Genomic DNA, 25,316 nt, shown 5'->3' with positions numbered 1-25,316 from the left:
TCTTTTTTGGAAGTGACGAGACCTAAACTTCCTTCTCCTCAATCCAAGACATCATCTTCCGCAGTTCTTTCCCCACTTGCTCGACGGGATGATTCCGCTCGCGGCGACGCACGGCCTTGAAGGCGGGGGCGCCTGCCTTGTTTTCCAAAATCCACTGGCGGGCAAATTCGCCGTTCTGGATCTCGGTGAGTATCTTCTTCATCTCGGCCTTGGTTTCGTCAGTGACGATTCGCGGGCCGCGGGTGTAGTCGCCGTACTCGGCCGTGTTCGATACGCTATAACGCATGTAGTTGAGGCCTCCCTGGTAGAACAGGTCAACGATCAGCTTCAGCTCGTGCATGCACTCAAAATAGGCCATCTCGGGTTGGTAGCCGGCTTCAACCAGCGTTTCGTAACCAGCCTTCACCAGGGCCGCCGCACCGCCACAGAGTACCGCCTGCTCGCCAAACAGGTCGGTCTCGGTCTCCTCGGCAAACGTGGTGCGGATCACTCCGCCGCGCGTGCCACCGATTCCCTTGGCGTAGGCCATGCCGATCTTGAAAGTTTCTTCGCTGGCACCATCACCCAGTGCAATCAGACAGGGAACGCCACCCCCTGCGACAAATTCACTACGGACCAAGTGCCCGGGACCCTTGGGGGCTACCAGCAGAAGATCAACCCCCTTTGGGGCAACCACCTGACCAAAGTGAACATTAAATCCGTGCGAACACATCAAGATATTGCCCGGCGACAGATTATCGCGGATCGAATTGCGATACACGTCGGCCTGCACTTCATCGGGCAATAGGATATTGACCACGTCCCCCTGCTTGGCCGCTTCTTCTGCCGATACAGGCTTGAATCCATGACTCACGGCCAACTCATAATTGGGGCCACCAGGACGCTGGCCGACAACCACATTCACGCCACTGTCGCGCAGGTTCTGGGCATGAGCATGCCCCTGAGAGCCGTAGCCAATAATCGCCACAGTCTTCCCCGCCAAGGCTTTGATGTCGGCGTCTTTGTCGTAATAAATAGTAGCGGCCATGTGGTAGTTTCCTGTTTCTTAAGTCTAGAGAATGTTGATTGTTCAATTGGTTTAGGGAAGAAATAGGCCGCTGAGGAACGCTGATTTAGCGGATCAGCGCAGATTCAGTCTCACTAAGAATTCTGAATCGAAACTTGAAAACACATAGGCGCCGAGATTCGTGTTCTCCGCAATCCTCAGCGCCTCAGCGGCCTTTACGTTGAATCTCTTCGTTATCCCGGTATTGCCTCGTAACTCAGTTGCCTTTGTTATCTCCTGTACAAACATTTAATTCGCGTCTATCCGCCCAATCAGTGTTCATCCGCGGTCAATATCTTAACTGCTCTCTTCGCTGGCAACCGCGTGGATCGATCCCATTTCATTGGACAATTCGCTCAAGCCGCGGACCATGGCGATGCGACCGGTACGCACCAATTCGAGAATCCCAAAAGGTCGCATCAGTTCGATAAATGCCTGGATCTTCTTCTCTTGCCCGGATATCTCGACGATCACCTGATCCGGCGCGACATCCACAATGCGGCCACGGAAGATTTGGCAAAGCTCGCCGATCTCGGTCCGCTTGTCACCCTCGGCCCGCACCTTGAGCAGCATCAGATCGCGTTCCACAAATTCCTGGGAACTGATATCGTCCACCCGCACGACGGTGACGATTTTCTCAAGTTGCTTGCGGACTTGCTCCAGCACGCTATCGTCACCGACGACCACAAAGGTCATCCGCGAGAGATGAGGGTCTTCAGTCTCCCCCACAGCAAGGCTGTCAATGTTGTAGCCGCGCGAGGAAAACATGCCCGCGACGTGGGCCAGCACACCTGGCACGTTCTGCACTAGGGCAGACAAGACATGACGCATAATGATCGACTCCGGTAAACGTACGAAACTCTCGATGATAATCGGGTTAGTGACCCGGGACAAGCGGCCCGATCCGCTAAGGACCAATGTCCAAATCCCAATGACCAATGGGTTGATTTGCAGCAGAAATCGGTCATTGATCGTTGGATATTGGACTTTTCCTCCCCCGCTGGTAGGCTGAACGGTTTTGCTACCTCGCGATATCCTTCGCAGGGAGCCGATCTTTATATGTGTCCTTGGACCCGCAGCCGCATGGCCAGCTCCGCCTCAATCTCCGACCCCGTCGAGGGCGGCACTCCGCCGTCGAACGAGGATGCAATCCGGATTCGCGGGGCGCGGACCCACAATCTGCAAGACATCGACCTCGATATCCCGCACAACCGCCTGGTGGTCATGACAGGACTCAGCGGATCGGGGAAAAGTTCGCTTGCCTTCGACACTTTGCTGGCTGAGGGTCAAAGGCAGTATGTCGAGAGCCTCTCCACCTATGCCCGCCAGTTCTTCGATCAACTTGAGCGGCCCGACGTGGACGTGATCGAAGGCCTACAACCCACGATCGCCATCAACCAGCACGCGACCAGCAGCAATCCCCGCAGCACCGTGGCGACGGTGACCGAGATCTATGATTTTCTGCGCGTCCTGATGGCCCGCGTCGGCGACATGGCTTGCCCCGATTGCGGCACGGGAATCACCCAACAAACTCCCAACGAAATCCACACGTCGATCGCCGCGCTCCCCGAGCAGACCAAGGTGATGATTCTCTCCCCCATGGTCCGAGGCCGCAAAGGCAAACACTCGGACGTACTCGACCGCATCCGTCGCGAGGGATTTGTCCGGGTGCGGATCGATGGCCAAACCTATGAGTTGGAGCAACTTCCCGAACTAAAGACCGGCCAACTTCATGATATCGATGCCGTGGTGGATCGCGTCATCATTCGTGAGGGGCTTGAAAACCGTCTGGCCGAGTCCGTGCGACTGGCGCTAAAGCATGGCGAAGGAGCGCTGCGGATTTCGTATCTCACGCCCGAAGCCAAGGCACTAGCCAACGGGGCAAATGGTTCGGGTGAAAATGGCCAAGGATGGGAAGAGCGGGTCTTCAGCACGCTCTATGCCTGCCCCGACTGTAAACGCAACCTAGCCGAAGTCGAGCCGCGCACATTCAGCTTTAATAGCCCGTATGGCGCATGCCGCACCTGCGACGGACTGGCAAGCCGCGAAGGGTTCGATCCGGATTTGGTGCTGCCCGATTTGACACTCTCACTCTCAGCGGGAGCAATTGCTCCCTGGCGGAATGTTACGGGTGCCAGAAAAAAGCGTCATCAGGAATTGATATCCGGCTTTATTTCGAAGGCCAAGGTCAGCGACGAGGCACCTCTCGACCAGTGGCCTGACGAGACTCGTCGCAAATTCTTGCAGGGCGATGGGGCCAAGTGGGCCGGGTTATTGGCTCATCTCGAAATGGATTACGCTCAGGCCAAGCGCGACAGTGTTCGCCAGCGACTTGCCTTTTTCCGCTCCGAAGTGGTCTGCGAAGAATGTGGCGGCTCACGACTACAACCCGAAGGAAGGTCATGCCGGCTTGCAGGATTAGCGATCCACGAGATCACTGCCCTAGCTATCGATGCGGCCCACGACTATTTCAGTTCGCTCCGCTTCCCCCCGCAGCAACAGCCGATAGGCGAGCCCCTGGTTGCGGAAATCCTCAAGCGACTGCGCTTTCTTAACCAAGTCGGCGTCGAATATTTGTCCCTCGATCGCCCTGCGGATACGCTGAGCGGCGGCGAGATGCAGCGTGTGCGACTGGCAACCGGCATCGGCTCGGGGCTGGTCGGCGTGCTCTACATACTCGACGAACCCTCAATCGGCCTGCACCCCCGCGACAATGATCTGCTGATCAAATCACTCCGTGAGCTTCAAGAGCAAGGCAATAGCGTGCTGATTGTCGAACACGACGAAGCCGTCATGCGGGCCGCCGACTGGCTCATTGACATCGGCCCCGGTGCAGGCAGCGGCGGGGGACGAATCGTCTCCGAGGGAACACCCGCCGAGGTGGCGGCGGACCCTACGTCGCTCACTGGAGATTATCTCTCCAGTCGGCAGAGGATCGACGTGCCCAGCGAGCGGCGCAAGATTGCCAAGACTCGCATGCTTCAATTAGAAGGGGCGATCGTCCACAACCTGGCCGAGATCGACGTGGAATTCCCGCTGGGGACGCTTACTTGTGTGACTGGCGTAAGCGGGTCGGGCAAGAGTTCGTTGGTAGTCGACACGCTGGCCCATGCTTTGGCTCGCAAACTCAATGGGGCTTCTGCCCGCCCTGGTCCCTATCGAGCATTGCGTGGCGCGAGCAAATTAGATCGCCTGATCCACGTCGACCAATCCCCGATTGGTCGCACCCCCCGTTCCAACCCCGCCACTTACACCGGCGTGTTTGACGAAATCCGCCGCGTCTTCGCAGGCACTAAACATGCCAAGCAACTCGGCTACAAACTGGGGCGATTCAGCTTCAACACAAAAGGTGGCCGCTGCGAAGAGTGCCAAGGCCAAGGGGTAAAGCGGATCGAGATGCGGTTCCTGCCCGACCTGTTCGTCACCTGCCCCACCTGCCACGGCCGACAATTCAATCGGCAAACCCTCGCCGTGCGGTACAAAGAAAAGTCAATCGCCGATGTGCTGGCTATGAGCATCGCTGACGCAGCACAATTCTTTGAAAATCACCCAGCAATTCACCGCATGCTCACGAGTCTGGTGGAAGTAGGTCTTGGTTATCTGGCACTGGGCCAACGTTCAACAACCCTCTCTGGTGGCGAGGCCCAACGCATCAAGCTGGCCGCCGAACTAGGAAAACCCTCTCCCGGCAAAACACTCTACATCCTCGACGAACCCACCACCGGCCTGCACACCGACGACATCCGCCGCCTTTTGATCGTGCTACAGCAGTTAGTCGACTTGGGCCATACGGTGCTGGTGATCGAACACAACCTGGACGTGATCAAGTGCGCCGACTGGGTCATCGACCTCGGCCCCGAGGGGGGCCAGGGTGGCGGCCAATTGGTGGTTGTCGGTACCCCGGAAGAGGTTGCCGAATGCGAGTCAAGCCACACGGGGCGGTATCTGCGGAAGGCTTTGATGAAGTAACGTCCATATTCAAGCCACCACTAGCCAGACTGCCATGCAGTCCGGGACTCCACAGAGGCAGATGTGCCCTGTGCTCACTCCTCCTGCGAATTCTTCGATGCGATTCGGTTTGATTCCCGTGGCAGTCGCGATCTGGGGTTACTCAATGAGTCGGGGCATAGATGGTCTCTCGACTGAGAGAACTGTATGGCGAAAGGAGTTCTGGCAACTTTGAAAGTGGAATAATTCCGTCGCAGATAACTGGATGCGTATGAACTACTCAAGCACTTGCTTGTCTTCTAATAATCTCGTGCGGAGTTTGGCGTAATCTACGTCCTGCACAGCTGTGTTTTCATTGATGGCGTGTGCTGCTGTCGTTGCAGCACTTTGGCCGAGGACCATGAATACCGGCTCCATGCGGATGGAACCATAGGCGATGTGACTTGCCGAGAGGCATACTGGTATGATCAAGTTTGTGCATTCATCCTTCTTGGGCACGATCGAGCCGAAGGCGATGGTGTAAGGCTCGAAGCCACGGACTTCGACGTCTCCTTCATTGCGGGCGTGTCCGTTCGCATCTACATAGCGCTGCACATGGTGGGAATCCATGCCGTATGCTCCCATTCCAACGGATTCTTTAGCGATTGTCTTGCCCTGGCAGTTTGCCTGTGTCATCACATAGAGGCCGACCATTCGCCGTGATTCGCGGACATAAAGTTGGTGGGGCCAATGACCGTTATCCACGAATTCGTCCCTAGCCAATCCCCATTGAGTCGTGGATTGCCGGAGCGACTCAGGCACACGCGGATCGTTGGCCAAGAACCACATGAAGCCTTGTTGATATGTTTTGTGATCCTCGAAGATTTCCTGGCGGGTGGCGTAGTCCCCTTCGGGAAATTCATAGTTCATGCCGATGTTGTCGGTGGAGAATGGACCGCAGTTGTTGGAGTCGGTTTTTCCGTTTGGCATACGGGTCGTTGTGAAATAGCCCCGAGGGTGCTTGTTTGCACCGGCTTGGATTGTGCGTAGCAACAGTTCGTAGCGCAGCGGATCGTAATCGGCAGGCTTGGGGAAAGGAACACGATTAGCAGGGGCATCGGTCAGGCACATGCGGAAGCAATAGGCTTGGATACGGTGATCGCCCTCCCCTTGCGTGCCAGGACCTCCTTCGTGCACACCTGGCAATATGCCGCTTGATGGGTCACCTGGTTTGAGATACGGATCGACTGGTGCTTCGAACTGGTGGAAGCGGTCCTGAGCAATCTCTACGCCGTTGAGAGTCTCACCGTATTGAATGTTCGGTTCCCGGCCAGTTGCATACGTAACGCCCGCCGCCGCGAGAAGGTCGCCCTCGTAAGTTGCATCGACAAACATTTTAGCGTGATACGTATTACCGGAGAGCATTTTGATCGACATGATGCGACCATCTTTGATGGTCAGCCCGGTGCCGGGGGTGCGATCAAGCCATTCGTCACGTTGTACCTCGAAGGGGTTGTCTGCAATGAATTCTTCGAATGTCTTTTCGGCAACGTGAGGTTCAAACATCCAAGCTTCGTCCTCGCCATAATGCTTGCCCACGCGCTGGTAGAATTCGCGTGCCAATCCGCCAATCGCCTGTTTGTTGCCAATGTCGGTCGCACCGAGTCCTCCGCTTGAGAGCCCGCCAAGATGCTTGTCGGGGCCGACAAGAAGGACTGACAAACCCATTCGCTTGGCTTGTACGGCGGCCATGACCCCTGCGCTCGTCTGGCCATAGACCACGATGTCGTAGTCTTTTACGGTTTCGCTTGACCAGACAGCAGTAGAGCTGAGTAAGAAGACTACCACTGCGACGGAGAGAAGAGTACGTATCATACTTGATTCGGTTGGTTGGAGATTAGAGGAAGAAGGGTACTTAAACCGCAAGTAGTAAGTGTGCTAGCGACACTTGTCTTGAGCTTGAATGATGGGGTGCGGCATATTGGCAACTTTAGATGCTATCGCTTTTTGGGGGCACGATCAAGGAAGGGCACGAATGGAATCGTGGACTCACTCTATAAGATCTTTGCAGTGGTTCGTGGTGAGTGCTGCGCTGATTGGTGGGGATTCCCAAACGCAAAGAAGAGCCGGGGCGGCCACGGCAGCGGCTGAGCAATCGTGCGCTGGGGACGATCAATCGGACTGATCCGGTGTTGATCGGCTTGCAAAAGACACGGCTGTTGGACCCGACGTTGAATTTTTTGGGAACCAACGACCACGCAGGGGACTGTCGGTCGATAACAGCAACAACGCCTGGATAGCGACGCTGCTGATGCAGGGTTCGAACTGTGTCAATTTCATCGGGAGGTTCTTCTGGGTGGCAGCCGGAGAACATGGGATTGAGGCAGTGGATGTGACCGAGCGAGACGAACCGCAGGCCACGAGGGGCTGATGATTGTGGATGTGGAGAAACCTACCAAGCCGTTTGTTGACCAGATTTTCATTGCCAACGGGAAGATTTGCGACCTTCACGATGTGAAGTTGGGGATCACTAATGCGAGTGCATTCGCGTATCTGGCGGACCGGGAACATGGGATGCATGTGCTGCAGCTCACATCGGCCGACACCCCAGGCATTGCGGGATTAAGCCCGCGGCCATATCCGAGGTTGATCGCCACGCGGAAGCTGGCAATGGGAAGGCGTTGGCGATAACGGAAGGTCTCGACCGAGATAGGGCTGTCGACGAGTCGGGGAACCAGATCGCGGTATTCGGGCGAGTTGGCGCCCGACCCTTTGGTTTGGTGGAGCAGCGGAAGCTCTATTTGCGAGATGGCGTGGTATGGCGAGTGAGCGATGATCCGCAGTTCTATCAGTAGGGTCCTCGATTGCCAGAGGCTATCAAGGGGCTTATGGTGCCGGGGTTTGAGCGGTAATCAACGGCTCCCAGACGATGCCGGCTATTGTGCGTTGTCTTTGTAGTGATGGGCTGCGATACTGGAGATATGTGGCCTGATCGTGGGGATACTGAACAGTTAATTTCCGCCGCCCGTGAAGGGGATGACGGGGCGGTGAATCAATTGCTGGATCGGCATCGAACATCGGTGCGGCGAATGATTGATCTGCGGATGGATAAGATGATCAAGCGACGGGTCGATGCCAGCGACATCGTGCAAGAGGTGATGATCGAGGCGAATCGGCGACTGGCCGATTATCTAGCCAACCCAGTGATGCCGTTTCATCTTTGGCTGCGGCAGATGGCGAAGGATCGGCTGATCGATGCTCATCGCCGGCATCGGGGAGCGGCGCGGCGAAGCCTAGACCGAGAACAACCGTTGGTAGCTGCCGCAGGTGATGAATCTTCGTTCGATCTGGTCGCACAGCTCAGCGATCAGGAATTGACTCCGGCTGCCGCAGCAACATGGCATGAATTGCAATTGCGATTTCAACAGGCGTGCGAGCAACTGGAGGAACTCGATCAAGAGATCGTGTACTTACGGCATTTCGAGCATCTTTCAAATAGTGATTCGGCTCAGGCGCTCGATCTCACACCGCAGGCAGCGAGCATGCGGTATCTGCGGGCGATGCGCCGGTTACGGGAATTGATGGATGGCACGGACAACTCGCCATGACGCCAACTGCCGATGAACGCCATGACCTCAAGCTTGCGGAGATTCTGGCGCAGCTAACCGACCAGGAACCTGCCGATCGACCCAGCCTGGAGGAGTTGACGAATTCCCATCCTGATCTGGCCGATGACCTGCGCCAGTTGTGGGGGACGGCGATGCTGGTGGATGCGGTCGCGCATCATTCGCAGGAGGATATTACTCCTTTGATGACACCACCGGTGGTTTTGGATATGCAACCTCCGCGGGAGTTGGGGGACTTCGAGTTGTCGGAAGAAATTGGTCGCGGGGGGATGGGTATCGTGTATCGCGCACGGCAGAGAAGTCTGGGGCGCGATGTGGCTCTGAAGCTCATCTTGCAAGGGGCACAGGCTTCGCCGACAGACAAAGCGAGGTTTCAAGCCGAAGTGGCTGCTGCGGCGCGGTTGGAGCATCCAAACATCGTGCCGATTTACGAAGTGGGGGAGAGCGACGGCTGGCAGTATTTTGGGATGCAACTCATAACAGGGCAGACCCTGGCGAAGCGCATTGCACTGGGACCAGTGCCCGAAGAAGAGGCGGTTCGGCTGGTGCTGAACATCGCCAGGGCAATTGCATACGCCCACAGTCGTGGAGTGATTCATCGCGATCTCAAGCCGGCTAATATCCTGCTCGATGAAACGGGGACGCCACATGTGACCGACTTTGGTTTGGCGAAACATGTGACTGCCGGGGCATCGCTCACGCAAACGGGTTCGATACTCGGCACACCCTCCTACATGTCTCCCGAGCAAGCAGCCCCAGGAAGAGGGCGCGTCGGTCCGGTCAGTGACGTGTATAGTTTGGGAGCGATTCTTTATTCGCTGCTTACTGGTCGGGCACCATTTCAGGGGTCTTCTCCCGTGGACACGGTGCTAATGGTGCTAGAGCAAGATCCGTTGCCGCCGCGACTGTTGAATCGAACTGTAAATCGCGATCTGGAGATGATCACGCTCAAGTGTCTGCAGAAACCGACTGAATTGCGGTACTCTTCGGCGGAAGCGTTGGCCGATGACCTAGAAGCGTTCTTAGTGGGGGATTCGCTTCTTGCCCGAAGCGGTCGGCTCACGGACGTTGTCGCCCGTGTGTTTCGTGAGACTCATCATGCGACCGTGTTGGAGAACTGGGGCGTGTTGTGGATGTGGCACGCGGCGGTATTGTTGGTGATGTGTCTGGTAACGAATTGGTTCTATCTGGAACGTGATAAGTGGCCTGCGATGGCGGGGCCTTGGCCTTACTTGGCATTGTGGGGTGGAGGCCTTGCAATTTGGGCACCGATTTTCTGGGCCTTGCGGCGCCGGGCAGGGCCTGTGACGGCGGTCGAGAGGCAAATCGCCCATGCCTGGGGTGCGAGCATCATCGCCGTAATTCTGCTCTTTTGCGTCGAAGAGTTACTCGGCCTGCCAGTGCTGACTTTGTCGCCCGTGTTGGGGTTGATCAGCGGAATGGTATTCGTGGTAAAGGGGGGGATCCTTGCAGGGAGCTTCTACTTCCACGCGGCGGCCCTGTTTGCCATGGCGATTGTCATGGCGATCATGCAGCGTAATGATTTTGAGTACGGTGTGTCCGTCTACGGCTTAGTTAGCGCGGCAACGTTTTTCATTCCCGGCTGGAAATACTATCGCCAGAGCCAACGGAATGAGCTGAGCACCAGAATCAGTCTCGATGTTGTCAGTCCACCCGAGTGATTTACCAGGCGGATGCGACTGAATAAGAGTCTATCGATCTTGCTTCGAGCGAGTGGGTGGAGCGAAAAAATTGCCCGTGTTCATGAATGAACCAAAGTGCATGTATGTGGCAGCATGGCCCGTCGGTGCGAGATCTTCGTTCCCAGTGACGGAGTAGGGTCCTTGGGCCGCAACCTGATTGAGACGCCGTTGCTGAACATACTGCTGCTGAGCAATCTGGCGGTTAATTCGCTCTTGTTGCTGTTGGGGCTTGACGATGTTGTAATAATCCGAGGCAGTCGAGAATGGATTCGACAAGGCCAGATAGGGGCTCACCGCAGGTGCCCGATCAATTCTCGAAAACGGTTTTTGTTTCTGGGACAAGTCATTAAGATAACTCGGTGCATAGTTGCGACGATTTACACCCGCTACTCCCGTTACCGGTATGGACTGAGAAATATTTTGTCGCTGAATTTGTTGTACGGTGAAGTTGGCAGCACTGTTAGCCCTTGTTAAGTTGCTTACCGCAGCAGCTCCTGCATTTTGAGCAGAGACGTTTGCACTCGATGATGCGAGAAGTGCAAGTGCCAAGAGAACCGCGAGAGTTTGATTGATTTTGGACATGGTTTGCCTGTTGGTTAGTTACCTGAGAAATCTGTTCGATTCCATGTGGGCTTTGTTTAATTGTAGGAGAAAAAGCGGTCGGGGACAAATAAATCTCCCCCCCGCGAGGACTACCGAATGCTTGTCCAAGTGTAGCTCACCTCATGTGGGTGCCTGGGAGATCGAATAGGCACGCCAAAACAGGACTAATAGACAGAATCCGCGTGGGCGACAGAACCGGTAGCCGTAGAGCTGAAGATTTGAATTTCGAGCAATCTGACGATTAATGGGAAACAGCTCGACGGGAAACATTCTCGACCCAGTCGGTGTTTTTTAAGTACCAACGGACCGTTTCACGTAGTTCCGATTTGAAATCGATCTGTGGTTTCCAACCCATTTTTGCACGCAAGTGGCTGGCATCAACCGCATAGCGGCGATCATGGCCGGGGCGGTCAGCAACCTGTGAAACCAACTCGTGACGGATCGCTCCATCGTCCAAGAGTTGGTCAACATGATCGCAGATAGTGGCAACGACTTCCCGATTTGTCAGGCAACAGTTTCCACCCACTACATACGATCCCCTGGCTGGCTTTTTGCCAGAATCGCCACAAGTGCCCGACAACAATCCTCCACATGGAGCCAGTAGCTCACCGGCAGCTTTGGAGGCGGCGTATGGTGAATTTGGTGCGAGAGGGCTTTGTTCATCAAAGCAATCACCCTGTGATGCCGCTCCATAAACTTCGTCGGTCGAAACATTAAGAAAGCGAAAAATGTCTCTCTCGGTTGGGGGCAGTTCTCGCCAATAGCTGGTTGCCGCTTCCAAGAGAGTGCAGGGTCCTGCCGCGTTGGTGACAACAAAGATTGCCGGATCGGAAATCGATCGGTCGACGTGTGATTGGGCTGCAGATGAATAATTGCTTGGGGGCAATTGCCATACAAGATTTCGGCTACCAATGGTCCGTCAGCAATGTCTTATACGACTAAGGTGTGCCGTGGATCGTCGAGGACATCCGCGAGCGATTCTCGATGGCCGGCGTAGGTGAGCTTGTCGAGATTCACAACCGGACAGCTTGTGTCACGCAAACAAGTGCGGACCAGCTTACTTCCAATGAAGCCGGTACCTCCGGTAATCAAGATAGGTCTATCAATGAAAGAAATTGAATGACGAAAATTGGAATGGAGTCGAAGGAAAATTAGCTATCAATTATCGCTCATGATTTGGCAGTATCGATTTTGCCGAGAGGCGTTTTTGCTGGAAAAAATCGGTAAGCAGGCGGCCACACTTTTCTGCCAGAATACCTGGGACAACTTCAACGCGGTGGTTCAGACGGGAATCTTCGAGGATGTTGTAAAGGCTGCGCACAGCACCTGCTTTGGGATCTTCTGCCCCGTAGACGACGCGCGGGATGCGGGCCTGCACAATTGCGCCGGCACACATAGGACATGGTTCCAGGGTGACAACCAGCGTGCAGTCTTCCAATCGCCAGGAATTCTGAGCCGAAGCTGCTTGAGTGATAGCGATCATCTCGGCATGGGCGGTCGGATCGCTTAGCTGCTCGCGCTGGTTGTGGGCCGAGGCGATCACTTTGCCGTTGTAGACGATCACGGCCCCCACAGGTACTTCATCAGCCGCTGCGGCCACAGCAGCCTCAGCCAGTGCCAGGCCCATAAGGCGCTCGTCTTCGACTCGCTGGAGTTGTTCAGAATTGGGTGCAGTCATAGTGATTGATAGCTTTGTGGCAGTCGAATGGTGGGCGAATTTTCGGCAAAATAAGGCTCAGACGAACCCCTGAGAGGTGGCAATCGTACAAAAACTCGCACAGCCTGCCCCATCTAATGCAGAATCTAAATACTGAAATCCGGCAAGCTTTTCCCTGGGCATGAATTCCCTGCTACAATACCTTGTTGGAACTTCCGTATGAGTCAACGAGTCACGACAACTATGAATCGAATTCAATGGGCGGCAACGCTGGCCCGCCGAGCCACCTTGTTGTGCTTGGTGGTCATGTTTATTGGCACGCATATTCCGAGCGACGCGGTACACACATTCCATTATTCCGACAAGTGGATTCATTTTCTGGCCTATGCGACCCTGACTTTTGGCATCCTGGCGAGTTGGGAGTTGAGTACGGGCCCGTTGCAACCTGTTCATTATTTTGTCGTCTGGCTCGGAGCGACTCTCTATGGTGCAATAGACGAGCTTACACAAATTCCCGTGGGACGCACTTGTGATGGTCTCGACTGGTTGTGCGATGTGCTAGGGATAATCGTCGGGTTGACGCTTTTTCGGTGCCTGCGCCCGCTGCTCTACCGTTTCTTGCTACGCAATTCTGGATCTCGTCCCTTATCGTAGCGAAAGATGCTCAGTAGTTCGGCGTTGGAGCGCGGTAGTCTTCTAGTCGAATCGTGCGGAACCACTTGATCGTCTCTGCCAGCCCGTCGCGGAGTGGCACCTTGGGCTCCCAGTTCAAATGTTTCTTGGCGAGAGTGATGTCTGGTTGTCGGCGCGTCGGATCGTCTGCTGGTAGCGGACGTTTGACAAGCTTTGATTTTGTGCCGGTGAGTTCGATCACCAAATCGGCCAACTCGCGGATCGTGAACTCGACCGGGTTACCGAGATTAATGGGGCCAAGGCAATCTTCCGGGCCATTCATCATGCGGATAATCCCTTCGACCAGTTCGTCGCGGTAGCAGAACGAGCGGGTCTGGGAGCCATCACCGAAGATAGTGATGTCTTCGCCCAGCAGCGCCTGGCGAATGAAGTTCGAAACGACGCGGCCATCGTAGGGATGCATGCGCGGGCCATAGGTATTGAAAATCCGCACGATGCGAATATCGACTTTGTTTCGCCGATGATAGTCCATGAACAAGGTTTCGGCTGCGCGCTTGCCTTCGTCGTAACATGCCCGCGGGCCGATTGGATTGACTGAGCCGCGATAGTCTTCGGTTTGGGGATGGACTTCGGGATCACCGTACACTTCACTCGTAGAAGCCTGCAAAACCCGGGCATTGCACCGCTTGGCTAGCCCGAGCATATTGATCGCCCCCATCACGGAGGTCTTCATTGTCTTAATGGGATTGTACTGATAGTGTCCCGGCGAAGCGGGACAGGCAAGGTTGTATATTTGATCGACTTCGAGAAAGATCGGGTGCGTGATATCGTGGCGCAACAGCTCGAAGTTCGGCTTGTCTAGCAGATGGGCCACGTTGGTCTTCTGGCTGGTGAAGAAATTGTCGAGACAAATCACATCATGACCGTCTTCGACCATCCGCTCGCAGAGGTGCGAACCCAAGAACCCTGCCCCGCCCGTAACTAAGATTCGCTTGCTTGCCGACATACTGGTTTAATATCTCTCTACTGGGATGTTGATTGTAACTTTGCACTGGATTGCTGTAGATTGTCTATTCTAAATGACGAACACCCAATGACCAAGTACGAAAGAGCGGCTTTGGCCCCATGTCAACATTTGCCGATCAATGGACCACTACCGAGGTTGCGGGGCATCCGTGTCATGTTTTCGAGCCTGGCACTGTTTCCCCTCATGGGTACACGATACTCTATCTTCATGGAAGCTCGGTTGAGAATCTGGCGGATCAGCCGCGGATTACTCGGCAATTGGAGCAGCATGGCCTGCGGGCCATCGCCCCGGTGACGGGGGAGACTTGGTGGTCGGATCGGATTTCCGTGGAGTTTGATCCGGAGGTTAGTGTGGAGCAGTACTTACTGAAGCAAGTGCTGCCTTATGTGGCGGAGCGTTGGGATTGTCGTCCGCCGCAGATTGCGCTCTTGGGGGTCAGTATGGGAGGACAGGGGGCGCTGCGACTCGCCTACAAGTACCCAAACCTATTCCCCACCGTGGCGGCATTCTTCCCGGCTATCGATTTTCAGAAAAAGATCGACGAGGGAGACCCGACGCTCTCGCGCATGTATCGCGATGCTGAGGATGCCCGGCAAGACACCGCGACGCTGCACATTCATCCCTTGAATTGGCCCCGTCATCAATGGTTCTGCTGCGACCCCGATGACTTTCGGTGGTGGGACTCAGCGGATCGCTTGCGGATGAAACTCTTTTCGCTTGGCGTACTTCATGAGTGCGATCTTGAAACCCAAGCAGGCGGGCATAGTTGGAAGTATGTTGCGAGAATGGCAGAGCCGGCATTCGATTTTTTGATGAAAAGTTTGGAACAGGAACGATTGCGGGTGGTTTGACTCCGCGCTCCGCTTTGTCTCGTGAGACTCGACGGCGCGTCGCGGCTAAGGGGGGTGGAACTACTTTCCTGGGAATCCGTTGAGTTGGCCGCGGCCGACGCCGGTGGCTTTCCATTCGTCGGTGGACTGATTGTACTCGAGGCTGTTGAAGGTTTGCTCGTTTAATTGGGCACCAGGGGATTTCTGACCGGTGAGTGTCGCGGGCCGGACTCCGTCACCTTGCAATAAGAACTTCGACTTCTGTTGGTCATATTTGGCGATATGGGCGTTGGCAGTGAAAGTGCCTTGGTTGCCAGCCAGGCCTTCTATAATCACATGTCCCTCGGCAAGGAGTTCCACCGAACCGGTACGGGGGTCTCGCTGTAAACGGGCTGCTGGACTTTGGGCCACTTGCAGGCTTTGGCATTCGATGTAAACCGTGTCCGGAGCGGGGGATCCCTGCAGTTGCGTTGGCAAGGTTTGCTCCCAAGAATCGACGGGACCGTAAACGGCCTTTACATCACCTTCCACCGCCACCCGGTCCTCGTTGAGATTCCCTTGTACGCCTCGGAGGAAGTCGACCCGTAGGAATCGTAGATTCTGAGGAATGCGGCTCGCGCCCACCGCTGAGAAGTTCGTCGAAGGAGTCACGTCAGCGAAGGGGGCCGCAGGAGCGCCGGGCATCGCGCTTGTCGAGAGATGGACCGACTCGATCACGCCAGGACCGTTGCCGTCGACCAAACCAGTGACTTGGTTGGCGCGGAGCGACTTGAGCTTCATCTTGTGAATCGATGTGATTCCCACGGCATCACGTTGGATGAACTGAGCGGAAACCCCTTCCCAGCATTCCAGCTGGGTGAGTTGGGTTTGGCTGGCCTGGGTGGTGCCATCGAATTGGATGGACGCCGATAATACTACCACGAGTCGTTCGGTGTTAAGCTGGCCAGAGGAAGTGCGGGCGACCACATTGCCGTGGAAGATGACGCGATCGTTTTCAAGATTCATGCCCCCTTGCCAGGTGACTTCCAGTGGTTCAGGTTGAGCGAGGAGTTGACCTTGGAGATCGCGCTCGATGGGCAACACCAATTGCCCCGGTGCGTTGATCTTAGCCGCACTCGTACCCCGGTTAACCTGCAACTCGACGGCCTCGATGGCCATCCCCGCGGCGGTAATGGTTGCTGGTTGTCCGCGGAGTGAAATTTTGGCGGCGGAGGTCTCGGCGTTCCTGATCTGCAACTCTTTTCCGCGAACTATCAAAGGCTGTGCTCCAGCACCGTTGGCAGCTTCTTCGCGAAATTCGAGTTCGCCGCGAACGTCCAGCGAGCTGATTTGGGGTTGCGCATCGCGGACAATGACTCCGATGTCCAATGTGTCGCCGTCGATGCGATAGGCACGTGCCGAGGCATTTGTCCCACCCCCCAGTAGCGCGCTGGCGGGAGCGCCACCGCTGGCATTCCCTAGCGAGAGATCGATTGGCAAATATTGTACGTCGATTTTCAGGCGATTGATCTTGCCACTGAGCTGTGTCGAGTCGATATCAACGTGCCCCCGCGCGGTCATCCTTTCGGGGGCGATATCGGCGGGGAGCAAATCCTCCTCGCTACCGTCGACGGCACGTTCGCGCAAAACCATTTCTAGTTCGTCGGCCCACAGACGGCCAGCTGATGTCGTCAGCCGTGGTCTTCCGCGTACAGTAAGGACGGGTTTGCCCTGGATGTGACGCATGTTGATGCCATCGGTCCAGCGGAGCTCAACACGCTGAGAAGAATTCGCTGCCGATTTGAGCCAACCGTTCCCCGCCGCAAGCAACGTACCGATCTGATAGCCAGAGGCCTTTGGTGGAGCCTGGTATTGCACCAGGGGTGCGTGAATTTCGTTCCCTTTGTACTTGAGTTCAATTTCATCCTGGCTGCTGAAGGTGACACGTTGGGGACCTAACTCTAGCCGCAACAAGCCGCAGCGTGCCGAAGCTGCATGGGTCTCTACGGTAAGTTCCACGGGTTTGAGATCGGTGCCGTGGGCTTCCACGGTTCCTGGGAGCAGCTGGGAGAGGGTACGGGCGCGGCCAGCTACCGAAGTAGTTGGATAGGACGATTCCTCATCGAGCACAGACTGTTGGTCGGTCGCCATATAGAGGTTGAGCTCTTCGCAGAGCAAGCGATTGCGGGCACCATTGGAGTAGACTTGTTTCAATCGCACTTGGTCGATGAATGATGCCACGTTGGTGGAGAAATCAAATTTGAAACGTCCCTGGCTACGGACCTCGACCGGGGGCGTTTCCTGGCTCGAGTCGTTGTTGCCCAACAGGGTGGTCTCACCGATCGACAATTCAGCGGCGACGTCTTGTCGAATTTCCAAGGAATCGATCCCGCCGATGTCGGGACCCGCAGCCGAGGTTCGTCCTCGTTCGATGGCTACCAGCCTGATTTCTAAAATCTTGCCTCGTCCCCAATGGGGACCAAGTCGCATTTCGACCTCGGCATCAGTGCGAATCAAATCTTGATTGACGTAGAGATCGCGGGTCTTGAGCAGGAGATCGTCCTGGGGACCTTGCTCGCGCATATCGCTGCGGACGGTAATTTCGCCGAGCAGCTTTGCCCATTGCATGCGACCGACCCCTTTGAAACCGGCAAGGAAACCTTCGTCGAGTTGGAGTATGGCCCCGTGAGGTGCTTCGAGGATGACGGCATCGCGAGGAGGTGTTTCGCCCATCACGCGCTCATGGGGGAAGAATAACAACGCACATTTCTGCACGCGAACCTGACCCGATTCGTGCGGTTGGTAATCATCCACCAGAATCATCGCCTGGCCATTGTCGAAACTCTTGGGGGGCTTCTGAAGTGTCCAGTGATCGGCGGGGAAGTAGGCAGCGAGCATTTCTCGGTGCTTGTGCGTAGCAACGCGCGGCTTAGCCGCAAGATCCAACTCAGCTAGATCGATCAAATTAGCCCGCCGATTCGGCTCCAATAACGGCACTGCCAGTAACACGTACACCTGGTAGACCACCACGGTGATGGCGAAGGCAACAGCAGCGTGCGTGAGGCGGGTAAACATGAAGAGAGGCTAGATGCTAGAGGTTCGAGGCAAGGGGATGGAGAAAAAGATAGGAGCCAAGCGATTTCCTAACCTCTGACAACTAGCCTCTTGCCCCAAAATTCCTGATCGTTGATTCCCAGCGATTTGTGTTTTTTAAGATGAGTTCGATGAGTTCTCGGATTGCCCCCTGCCCTCCTGGTTGGCTCGTGACATATTTGGCTGCTTGGCGGACTTCTTCGACAGCGTCGGCGACCGCTACTCCCAAACCTACGGATTCGATCGTGGCCAAATCGAGTAAATCATCGCCCACGTAACAAATCTCATTCAGACCGCATCCAAATTCAGTCGCAATCTCACTCACATCGGCGAGTTTGTTTTTTGCCCCTTGCCTTAGAAGAGTGATGTCGAGCTCGGCGGCGCGACGTGTGACCATCGGCGAACGGCGAGCCGTAACGATTCCAAACTCCCCACCATTCTGTTGCCAGAGACGAATCCCTTGCCCGTCGCGAATGTGAAATTGCTTTGCTTCGCCACCCTGACTGTCGTAAATCAAGCGCCCATCAGTAAGCACCCCGTCGACGTCGGAAAGGATCAATCGAATCGCAGCGTACATAGAGGTTAGAGGTTAGAGGTTAGAGGTTAGAGGTTAGAGGTTAGAGGTTAGAGGTTAGAGGTTAGAGGTTAGAGGTTGGCCGATCGAATTCCCTAGCCTCTAATCTCCGACCTCTAATCTCTATTTTCAATCTGCGTATTCATCGACGGCATAGATTCGCACAGTGGGGCGAATGATCTTACGCGGTTTAGAGGGAGTGGTCTCTGGTAGCAGACTCATTACGTCGGTCACGTCAATCAGGCCGACCGGGCATCCAGCTTCATCAATTACTGGAAGTTCGCTGATTTTGCGGTCAGCGAGCAATTCGATGGCGGCACTCATCTTTGAGCCGGCGGCAATCGTGGTGGGGGATTTGATCATCACATTGCTCACAGGCCCGTCGAGAGTGTGGTCTTGGCGGTTCTCGATCAAGCGAGCTAAGTCGCTGTCAGTGAACAAGCCGGTGAGACAACCTTCGGCGTCGACTAGCATAATGGCCCCGCTACGTCGTCCGGGCTTGGTGCAGGTCACCAGTACTTCGCGAATCGTGGCACTCTCTGGCGCATGTCGGCATTCGCTGAGTGGCCGCATGTGGTTTTCGATGGTGCTGAGCTTCAAGCCAAGCGATCCGCCGGGGTGATAACGGGCGAAATCCTCCGCTTCAAAACCGCGCAAGTGACTTACGACTAGTGCGAGTGCATCACCTAAAGCCAACATGACAGTAGTGCTGGTGCTCGGAGCCAGACCGAGTGAACAGGCTTCGTCGAGGGAACCGAGTTCGATGGTCACATCAGCGCTGCGTCCCAGGGTGCTTTCCTGGCTGGCGGTGATCGCGACCATCGGCACATCGAGCTGTGCAAAGCTTGGGAGCAGGCCGACGATTTCTGCCGTCTCGCCGCTTTGCGATAATAGCAGTACGACATCTCCCGACTTCACACGACCCAGGTCGCCGTGGATTGCTTCGGCGGGATGCAGAAAGTGGGCCCTTGTGCCCGTGGAGGCAAAAGTGGCCGCAAGTTTCTGTGCGATGTGCCCCGCCTTACCCATGCCGGTGATGATTAGATCGCCCTGCAGTTGATGAATCCATTCGACGGCAGCATAGAAATTGTCGTCGAGTTTCTTGACTAGATCAGTGAGCGCGCGCGCTTCAGCGCGGACAACTTGGCGACCAAGTCGCAAGACTTCTTCTTGTGAAGGGGGGTCCGAAGGAGAAGGGAATTCAGGTTCGATCGCTCGCTTGCGGAGCGCAGCATCCGTGCTCATCGGTGGGTCTTCCTTGACACAGCGTGGGAGGTGGAAATTCGTGGGCCGGATAGTAGGAGTTTTGAACTATTGAGGCAACGTGAGAGCAGGGAGTGCTAGCACGTTGCCGCTAAGTCTCGAGCGATGTATCAGATTTAGCGCCCCTTCTTGCCGCCACCCTGGTGACCTCCCCCTCCTCGTCCGCCACGGTTGCCGCCGCTAGCTTGGTTTCCGCCTCCACCTCCACCTCGGTTTCCCTGAATAGCTTGGTTGCCACCTCCAGGATTGCCACCGCCGCCGCGGTAGGCCCCGCGACTTTGAGGTGCGAAGTTCCGCTGTGTTGGTTGGATTGAGCGTTGGGTACTTTGGGCAGCTCCCTGTCCTCTTGCATTCCCCTGGTAGCTCCGCATGTTTGAGGTATCGGGTGTTCCACTTCGGCGGATAGCTCCCTGCGGATTGACGTTTTGCGGAAGGCCATTCTGCAACGTGCGAGTATTGGGCACATTCTGTTGCCGCTGTTTGAACTGCTGCTGTTGCTGTTGGTTAAGTTGTTGCCCGTTGGTGCTCTGATTGGGAGAACCACGGTAATACAGCTGCTGCCTGCCTGATTGAGCGGATCCGTCGCCTTGGCGAGTGCCTTTATACCGCTGATTCACACTGCCGGGAGACTGATTGGAAGCTCCAAGATCAATACTCTTGCCATCCTGCTTCATTCGAGCACTTCTTTGCAGTTGAGTATTCGAACGCAGGTCGCTATCGCGCTGGCCTCGTTTGATTTCAGCTTGGTTGCTGCCACTAATGCGGGCTTCGATGTCTCCACCGCTACGGATATCGCGACTCCCTTGCCCTTGATTACGAACGTCAACACTCCCCTTTTTGCGTAGATCTCCTTGGAGTGATCCGCCGTCTCCTTGGCGAAGGATGCGACCCTGAGCGGTCTTGCTTCCGTCGAATTTAGCACGGTTTCCATCGCGGCTAGTCTTCAGATCTGCTGCCGAATTGGCTTCGAGGCCAATGCGACTGCGGTCGTAATTCGCGTATTTTTTCGCTTGACTCTGCACTTTGGCGACTTCTGTGTCACTAAGCTGACGAACCTTGCGATTGTTTCCTCCAGATTTCTGGTAATCTTTTTTGAAGTCCTCCACGGACGTTACCAACTTTCCACCTTGGCGATCGCGCCCGTTGGTGAAGTCACCGTCTCGGTGGTCGCCGCGATTGAAGTTCCCTGCTTGATGGTCATCACCTCGATGATTTCGATCGTGATTATTCCCGCGATTGTAGGCCCAGAGGGGATCGTATCTGCCGTGATGTCCTTTACCTTGGCCAGTGTGTCCGTAGTTTCCCCATTTGCCATAGTTCGCTCCCCACGGACTTATCCAATTCGGATGCCGCCCGTAGTTGTATCCGTAGTAATAACCACCGTAGCGATTGTTGACGAATAGATTGGCTAGAAGCAATCCTGTATTGATTACGCTTCTCGGGCGATAGTAATAATTGCCACCGTAACCGGCGTAGCCGCCACCCCAGTAAACGGGTGCGTACAACCAGCCGCGGGATTGAGGGGGATAGTCCCAATAGCCATTGACGTAAATACATCCTGTCGGCGTGTAGCTGTAATGATTTGGAATCCAGACCCAGTTGGGTTGGGCCTCGTACCAGAAGCCTGCTTGCCAGGCATAGCCTGTGTTCTGCCAATTCCAACATCCGGGGGCCCACGAATAATTGTCACCGGGAGCAGGACTCGAGGGTCCTGCTTCTAGAGAAGCAGGAGGAATCGGCAGCAAACGCAATTCTTGGTCGGCATCGGACCAGAATCCATGCACCCATTGCCAACCACCATCGACTTCTTGCCACTCGCCGGGGATCCAAGTTCGGCCGGGAGGCACATCACGCCACAGGCCGCTGACCCAAACGAAGTCGTTCCGGTCGCGATCAAATTTGAAATAACCGGGTATCCATTCAACATTTTTGCCTTCTGGTCGCTCATCCGGAGGGAGTTCCTGGACAGGTGCGGGAGGCTGTTTGGTCACCACTTCGGCTTCTTCCTGTTCAAATGCGAGCGGCTCGGCAAAGGCCTCGTGGATCGGTCCTTGATCGAGTACCTCGGGGTCGGGCAGCATGTTTTGTTGCCCCGGAATGGGGGGGGCTTGTGCCGACGCTATCTGAATGGCACTCAGTGCGACCAGACTGGTTAAAAGGAGACCACCTAAGCTTATGGAAATTCTAGACATGATAGTTCACCTGCGGGGAGTTTAGGGTTTGCGGGGCGGGTGCCGTTCACGTAATGGTGCGGACTGGACTGCGCTCCAGCTAGCAGTGGTGCATAGCGTGTGCCAAAACTGCCAGCATAAGCAAAGCAGGCAGTTTCCGGCAAGAATGCCCCGGTCGCGCGACAGAAAAGTGTCCCAATATTGCGGCGCACCGTTGTCAGAATTACCGAGGGGGGGTCGATTAGGTGAGTAGAGCTCAGGGGCCAGCCATGACGGAAGCTGACGCATCTGGCTCGCCTGCTCACCTTTCCGCTCGGCGCAAAAAAAATGCTCCCAGAAAAGCACGCGTCCCAGGGGGGCAAAGGACGTAGTTACTTTTCCGGGAGCGATTGGACGCAATGACGCATGCGTGAGGGCGGACGTAGCTTGTCATCCGTGACTTTCACTACGACGGGGGGGAGCGGTTCGAGGCGGTGGGAGGCATCCATGCCTTCGCCAGCCGCTTCGGGATCAACTCGGCTCAGAAAGCCAATTCGATCCGACCACGTGGTTCCCTATTAGTATGTTCCTCGCTATCAAAAAATTGCTGGTGCGGTCGTTGCAAGGATCAGGAAGAAAAGCTCTATCGAAAATAAACTGTCGAGCGATTGTTGGCTTCCTTGCCTCGTGCATCAGCAGCAGTTAATTGGTTGTCGTGCGGCGGAGAATACGCCAGCCTCAAAAAGCGGTCAAGGTCGGTTTCAGTAAGTTGGAAAAAAGTTTTTGTGCATCACTTTGTTGGTTCTCATTCATCAACAAAGAGTTGAATTTCCTTCGAAGAACACTGAGTTGATTTTGTATCGAGGTGGAATCATTGCACCAAATATCTTGTGACAGCACGTCTCTTATTCCTCTTGTTGCTAGCATCAGGCTGCCTTCGATTTATGTGCCTGATGTGCAATACCTATCCAGGCGCACACTGCGCGCACGGAAGGTTTTTCTTGTGACGCTAGCCATGTTGGTCCGTTCGGATCGCGCCACAGACTCTCGATTTCAGCAATGAGCTGCGTGGGCGTCGAATGGAGCAATCGCTCCGAGGAATTCATGTGAATTGCAGCCAGAATGCGCGCCGCATTGCTGGGAAGCAACGGCATGGTGAGCAGCAATTGTGCCTCACGTTGCCAGGCGGCGATCGTTTCCGCCGAAAACTGCTGATCCGCCGCTACTTGTGGTTTAATGGCCAGCAACTCTGCAACCGTGCGAACGCCGACCGTAGCCAATCTCCCCGCCGCCCGAGGGCCGAGGGAAAGTACATCACACGCATTGCTTTGAAGAGTCCACTGCACCATGCTCGGGATGATAGGAATCGTAGGTCAGGGCGTGAAGGGCGATTGAGAGGGCACCCTTGAAAGTGCCTGACGATGCGGTTGTATCAAGGCAATTCTCTCTGGCAGAGGGTGCTCAAACGAGCCTCTCTGAATTCAACCCTCCCGCTGGTTGCGAGAACTGGCTATCCTGTTCGCATGCAAAGTTTGCAATACGTTGATGGCGAGTATCACACTCCGGCCAGGAGAGTTTTCTGGTTTGCACGGACATTCCCCTCACTGGTGTTTCATGCCCGGTACGCGTTGATCGTATTTCGTTCTAGTTGGCAGGCGATGCGTGGGAAATACGGCGATGAGGCCTGGAGTGACAGCAGCCTGGCTGTTCTGCGGGCCCTTGAGTCCGTTGGGGTTGAGTTCGAAATTACGGGCATTGATTATCTGCGTGAAGTCGAAGGACCTTGCCTTGTCATCGGCAACCACATGAGTTCGCTCGAAACGATGGTGCTACCCTGCCTAGTGCAGCCGATTAAGAAAGTCACCTTTGTCGTCAAGCAGAGTCTACTCACGTATCCCGTGTTTGGCCATGTGATGCGATCACGCGATCCCGTGGCCGTGACCCAAACCGATCCGCGCAGAGATCTGAAATCTATGCTGGAGGGCGGACTTGACCGACTCAGGCGTGGCATCTCGCTCATTGTATTTCCGGAAGGTGCACGAGCGACAAAGTTTAACCCCCAGCGTTTCAACACCATCGGCGTCAAGCTCGCCAGCCGTGCCGGCGTGCCGATCGTCCCTGTGGCGTTGCGGACCGATGCCTGGGGAGCAGGTAATCCGTCTGCCGATTTCGGACGTATCGATCCAAAGCGAAAGGTGAGATTTGCTTTTGGTCCAGCGATTCAGGTCACAGGTCGTGGCACGGTGGAACAAGAAGCGATCATTCAGTTCCTCGAACATCACTTAGCGAAGTGGGACTCCACAACTTGAAAAATTCTTAGCCGGAGGCACACCTGCCTCCGGGGACCCCGGACCAAAGTGTTGGTCCGGCTGAGCTGCATTTGGCAGGTCACTTATCGAGCTTTCTTTCAAATAAATCTCGCATCGCTTGCCATGATTTTTCGTCGGCTTCTTTGTTGTATTTAATGCCGGGCATACCCACACTATCGGCATTTGGAACCGTGAAGCTGTGGACCGCTCCGGGGTAGGCGATGAACTCATACGTTACCCCGGCATCGTCTAAGGATTTCTTGAAATTCGCCACGGCCTCTTCATTAACGAAAGTATCATCCGCCCCGTGATTGATGAGAAGTTCTGCTTTGATTTGCTTTGCTTCTTCAAGGGTCGCTGCGGGAAGTGCTCCGTGGAACGTGACCACCGCGTCGAGGTTTGCCCCGGTGTAGGCGAGTTGCAGAGCAGTTGCGCCACCGAAGCAGTAGCCAATCGCTGCGAGTTTTGAAGTATCGCATTGTGGCTGGGACTCGAGCACGTCGAGTGCTGCCTGAGCTCTCGTGCGCCACTGGTCGACGTTGGCTCGTACTTCGCCAGCCATCTTGCCAGCATCGGCTGGGTGCGTAGTGGTTTTTCCTTCACCATAGATGTCGGCCGCGAAGGCAACGTAGCCCAGCTCCGCCAGTTGCTCGGTCCGCTCACGGGCATAGTCGTTCAGCCCCCACCATTCGTGGACGACGAGCACCCCGGGCCGTTTTCCTTCGATGGCATCATCCCAGGCCAAGTATCCGTGGCACTCCACATCGCCATCCTGGTAGGTGATCGTTTTCGTCTGGACTTCAGCCTGAGCGGTATTTGCAAGAACTAACAGAATCAATGCGGTAGCGTGGCGAATGAACATGAGGGCCTCGTTGGAAAGGGTGGAGGGAAGTTGCC

General features: G+C 55.4%; 22 protein-coding genes. 8 read left to right on the top strand and 14 right to left on the bottom strand.

Features of this window, described 5'->3' with window-relative positions; genetic code table 11:
- Positions 1–22 precede the first annotated feature (22 nt).
- Positions 23–1,027, bottom strand: coding sequence for a ketol-acid reductoisomerase (ilvC, locus tag Pla144_RS02230; RefSeq protein WP_146447686.1), 1,005 nt, complete (start codon positions 1,025–1,027; stop codon positions 23–25).
- A gap of 315 nt (positions 1,028–1,342) precedes the next feature.
- On the bottom strand, positions 1,343–1,876 hold the full coding sequence (gene ilvN / locus Pla144_RS02225) for an acetolactate synthase small subunit (RefSeq protein ID WP_146447685.1): 534 nt from the start codon (positions 1,874–1,876) through the stop codon (positions 1,343–1,345).
- Between the two features lie 228 nt (positions 1,877–2,104).
- Here ilvN and uvrA point away from each other — a divergent pair, with 228 nt between their 5' ends.
- Complete coding sequence (uvrA, locus tag Pla144_RS02220; protein ID WP_231936125.1) at positions 2,105–5,014, top strand: excinuclease ABC subunit UvrA; 2,910 nt, start codon at positions 2,105–2,107, stop codon at positions 5,012–5,014.
- A 255-nt stretch (positions 5,015–5,269) separates the two neighbouring features.
- Here uvrA and Pla144_RS02215 read toward each other — a convergent pair whose 3' ends face one another.
- Complete coding sequence (locus Pla144_RS02215) at positions 5,270–6,847, bottom strand: FAD-dependent oxidoreductase (RefSeq protein WP_146447684.1); 1,578 nt, start codon at positions 6,845–6,847, stop codon at positions 5,270–5,272.
- A 555-nt stretch (positions 6,848–7,402) separates the two neighbouring features.
- On the opposite strand from Pla144_RS02215, the gene Pla144_RS02210 reads away from it, so the two are divergent.
- From Pla144_RS02210 to Pla144_RS02200, 4 genes are all read left to right on the top strand, one after another.
- A complete protein-coding gene (locus Pla144_RS02210; protein ID WP_146447683.1) occupies positions 7,403–7,663 on the top strand; it encodes a hypothetical protein in 261 nt (86 codons plus the stop codon).
- A complete protein-coding gene (locus tag Pla144_RS24405) occupies positions 7,654–7,827 on the top strand; it encodes a hypothetical protein (RefSeq protein ID WP_197530326.1) in 174 nt (57 codons plus the stop codon). The genes Pla144_RS02210 and Pla144_RS24405 overlap by 10 nt, the downstream gene beginning before the upstream one ends.
- A gap of 126 nt (positions 7,828–7,953) precedes the next feature.
- Positions 7,954–8,580 (top strand): sigma-70 family RNA polymerase sigma factor, encoded by a 627-nt coding sequence (locus tag Pla144_RS02205; RefSeq protein ID WP_146447682.1) that lies wholly within the window; start codon positions 7,954–7,956, stop codon positions 8,578–8,580.
- On the top strand, positions 8,577–10,280 hold the full coding sequence (locus Pla144_RS02200; protein ID WP_146447681.1) for a serine/threonine protein kinase: 1,704 nt from the start codon (positions 8,577–8,579) through the stop codon (positions 10,278–10,280). Before Pla144_RS02205 ends, Pla144_RS02200 begins: the two co-directional genes overlap by 4 nt.
- A gap of 30 nt (positions 10,281–10,310) precedes the next feature.
- Here the strand turns inward: Pla144_RS02200 and Pla144_RS02195 are convergent, their stop codons facing one another.
- The 4 genes from Pla144_RS02195 to tadA all read right to left on the bottom strand — a co-directional run bounded on the left by Pla144_RS02195 (position 10,311) and on the right by tadA (position 12,582).
- On the bottom strand, positions 10,311–10,883 hold the full coding sequence (locus Pla144_RS02195) for a hypothetical protein (RefSeq protein WP_146447680.1): 573 nt from the start codon (positions 10,881–10,883) through the stop codon (positions 10,311–10,313).
- A 262-nt stretch (positions 10,884–11,145) separates the two neighbouring features.
- The gene (locus tag Pla144_RS25270) at positions 11,146–11,790 is read right to left on the bottom strand and encodes a GDP-mannose 4,6-dehydratase (protein ID WP_197530325.1); all 645 of its coding nucleotides are present in this window, start codon (positions 11,788–11,790) and stop codon (positions 11,146–11,148) included.
- Between the two features lie 44 nt (positions 11,791–11,834).
- Positions 11,835–11,996 (bottom strand): NAD-dependent epimerase/dehydratase family protein, encoded by a 162-nt coding sequence (locus tag Pla144_RS25265; RefSeq protein WP_197530324.1) that lies wholly within the window; start codon positions 11,994–11,996, stop codon positions 11,835–11,837.
- A 70-nt stretch (positions 11,997–12,066) separates the two neighbouring features.
- Positions 12,067–12,582 (bottom strand): tRNA adenosine(34) deaminase TadA, encoded by a 516-nt coding sequence (tadA, locus tag Pla144_RS02180; RefSeq protein WP_261342307.1) that lies wholly within the window; start codon positions 12,580–12,582, stop codon positions 12,067–12,069.
- 222 nt (positions 12,583–12,804) lie between these two features.
- Between tadA and Pla144_RS02175 the strand changes: the two genes are divergently transcribed.
- Positions 12,805–13,215, top strand: coding sequence for a VanZ family protein (locus Pla144_RS02175; RefSeq protein WP_197530323.1), 411 nt, complete (start codon positions 12,805–12,807; stop codon positions 13,213–13,215).
- Between the two features lie 10 nt (positions 13,216–13,225).
- Here the strand turns inward: Pla144_RS02175 and Pla144_RS02170 are convergent, their stop codons facing one another.
- Positions 13,226–14,200, bottom strand: a complete 975-nt coding sequence (locus tag Pla144_RS02170; RefSeq protein WP_146447676.1) for a UDP-glucuronic acid decarboxylase family protein — start codon at positions 14,198–14,200, stop codon at positions 13,226–13,228.
- 119 nt (positions 14,201–14,319) lie between these two features.
- Here Pla144_RS02170 and Pla144_RS02165 point away from each other — a divergent pair, with 119 nt between their 5' ends.
- Positions 14,320–15,072, top strand: coding sequence for an alpha/beta hydrolase-fold protein (locus Pla144_RS02165; RefSeq protein WP_146447675.1), 753 nt, complete (start codon positions 14,320–14,322; stop codon positions 15,070–15,072).
- A gap of 60 nt (positions 15,073–15,132) precedes the next feature.
- Here Pla144_RS02165 and Pla144_RS02160 read toward each other — a convergent pair whose 3' ends face one another.
- From Pla144_RS02160 to Pla144_RS02140, 5 genes are all read right to left on the bottom strand, one after another.
- Positions 15,133–18,105, bottom strand: coding sequence for a hypothetical protein (locus tag Pla144_RS02160; protein ID WP_146447674.1), 2,973 nt, complete (start codon positions 18,103–18,105; stop codon positions 15,133–15,135).
- An 82-nt stretch (positions 18,106–18,187) separates the two neighbouring features.
- Positions 18,188–18,700 (bottom strand): KdsC family phosphatase, encoded by a 513-nt coding sequence (locus tag Pla144_RS02155; RefSeq protein WP_146447673.1) that lies wholly within the window; start codon positions 18,698–18,700, stop codon positions 18,188–18,190.
- Positions 18,701–18,826: 126 nt separating this feature from the next.
- Positions 18,827–19,942: a KpsF/GutQ family sugar-phosphate isomerase gene (locus Pla144_RS02150; RefSeq protein WP_146447672.1), complete on the bottom strand. Its 1,116-nt coding sequence runs from the start codon at positions 19,940–19,942 to the stop codon at positions 18,827–18,829.
- A 134-nt stretch (positions 19,943–20,076) separates the two neighbouring features.
- Positions 20,077–22,152, bottom strand: coding sequence for a hypothetical protein (locus Pla144_RS02145; RefSeq protein ID WP_146447671.1), 2,076 nt, complete (start codon positions 22,150–22,152; stop codon positions 20,077–20,079).
- 884 nt (positions 22,153–23,036) lie between these two features.
- Positions 23,037–23,459: a DUF4332 domain-containing protein gene (locus tag Pla144_RS02140; RefSeq protein WP_146447670.1), complete on the bottom strand. Its 423-nt coding sequence runs from the start codon at positions 23,457–23,459 to the stop codon at positions 23,037–23,039.
- Positions 23,460–23,633: 174 nt separating this feature from the next.
- On the opposite strand from Pla144_RS02140, the gene Pla144_RS02135 reads away from it, so the two are divergent.
- Positions 23,634–24,419 (top strand): lysophospholipid acyltransferase family protein, encoded by a 786-nt coding sequence (locus Pla144_RS02135; protein ID WP_146448962.1) that lies wholly within the window; start codon positions 23,634–23,636, stop codon positions 24,417–24,419.
- Positions 24,420–24,498: 79 nt separating this feature from the next.
- Here Pla144_RS02135 and Pla144_RS02130 read toward each other — a convergent pair whose 3' ends face one another.
- Positions 24,499–25,281: a dienelactone hydrolase family protein gene (locus Pla144_RS02130; protein WP_146447669.1), complete on the bottom strand. Its 783-nt coding sequence runs from the start codon at positions 25,279–25,281 to the stop codon at positions 24,499–24,501.
- Positions 25,282–25,316 lie beyond the last annotated feature (35 nt).

The sequence above is a fragment of the Bythopirellula polymerisocia genome, from assembly GCF_007860015.1.
GTDB classification, from domain to species: domain Bacteria; phylum Planctomycetota; class Planctomycetia; order Pirellulales; family Lacipirellulaceae; genus Bythopirellula; species Bythopirellula polymerisocia.
The sequence above is the reverse complement of the archived record's forward strand: the minus strand, read 5'-3'. Positions and strand labels throughout refer to the sequence as shown.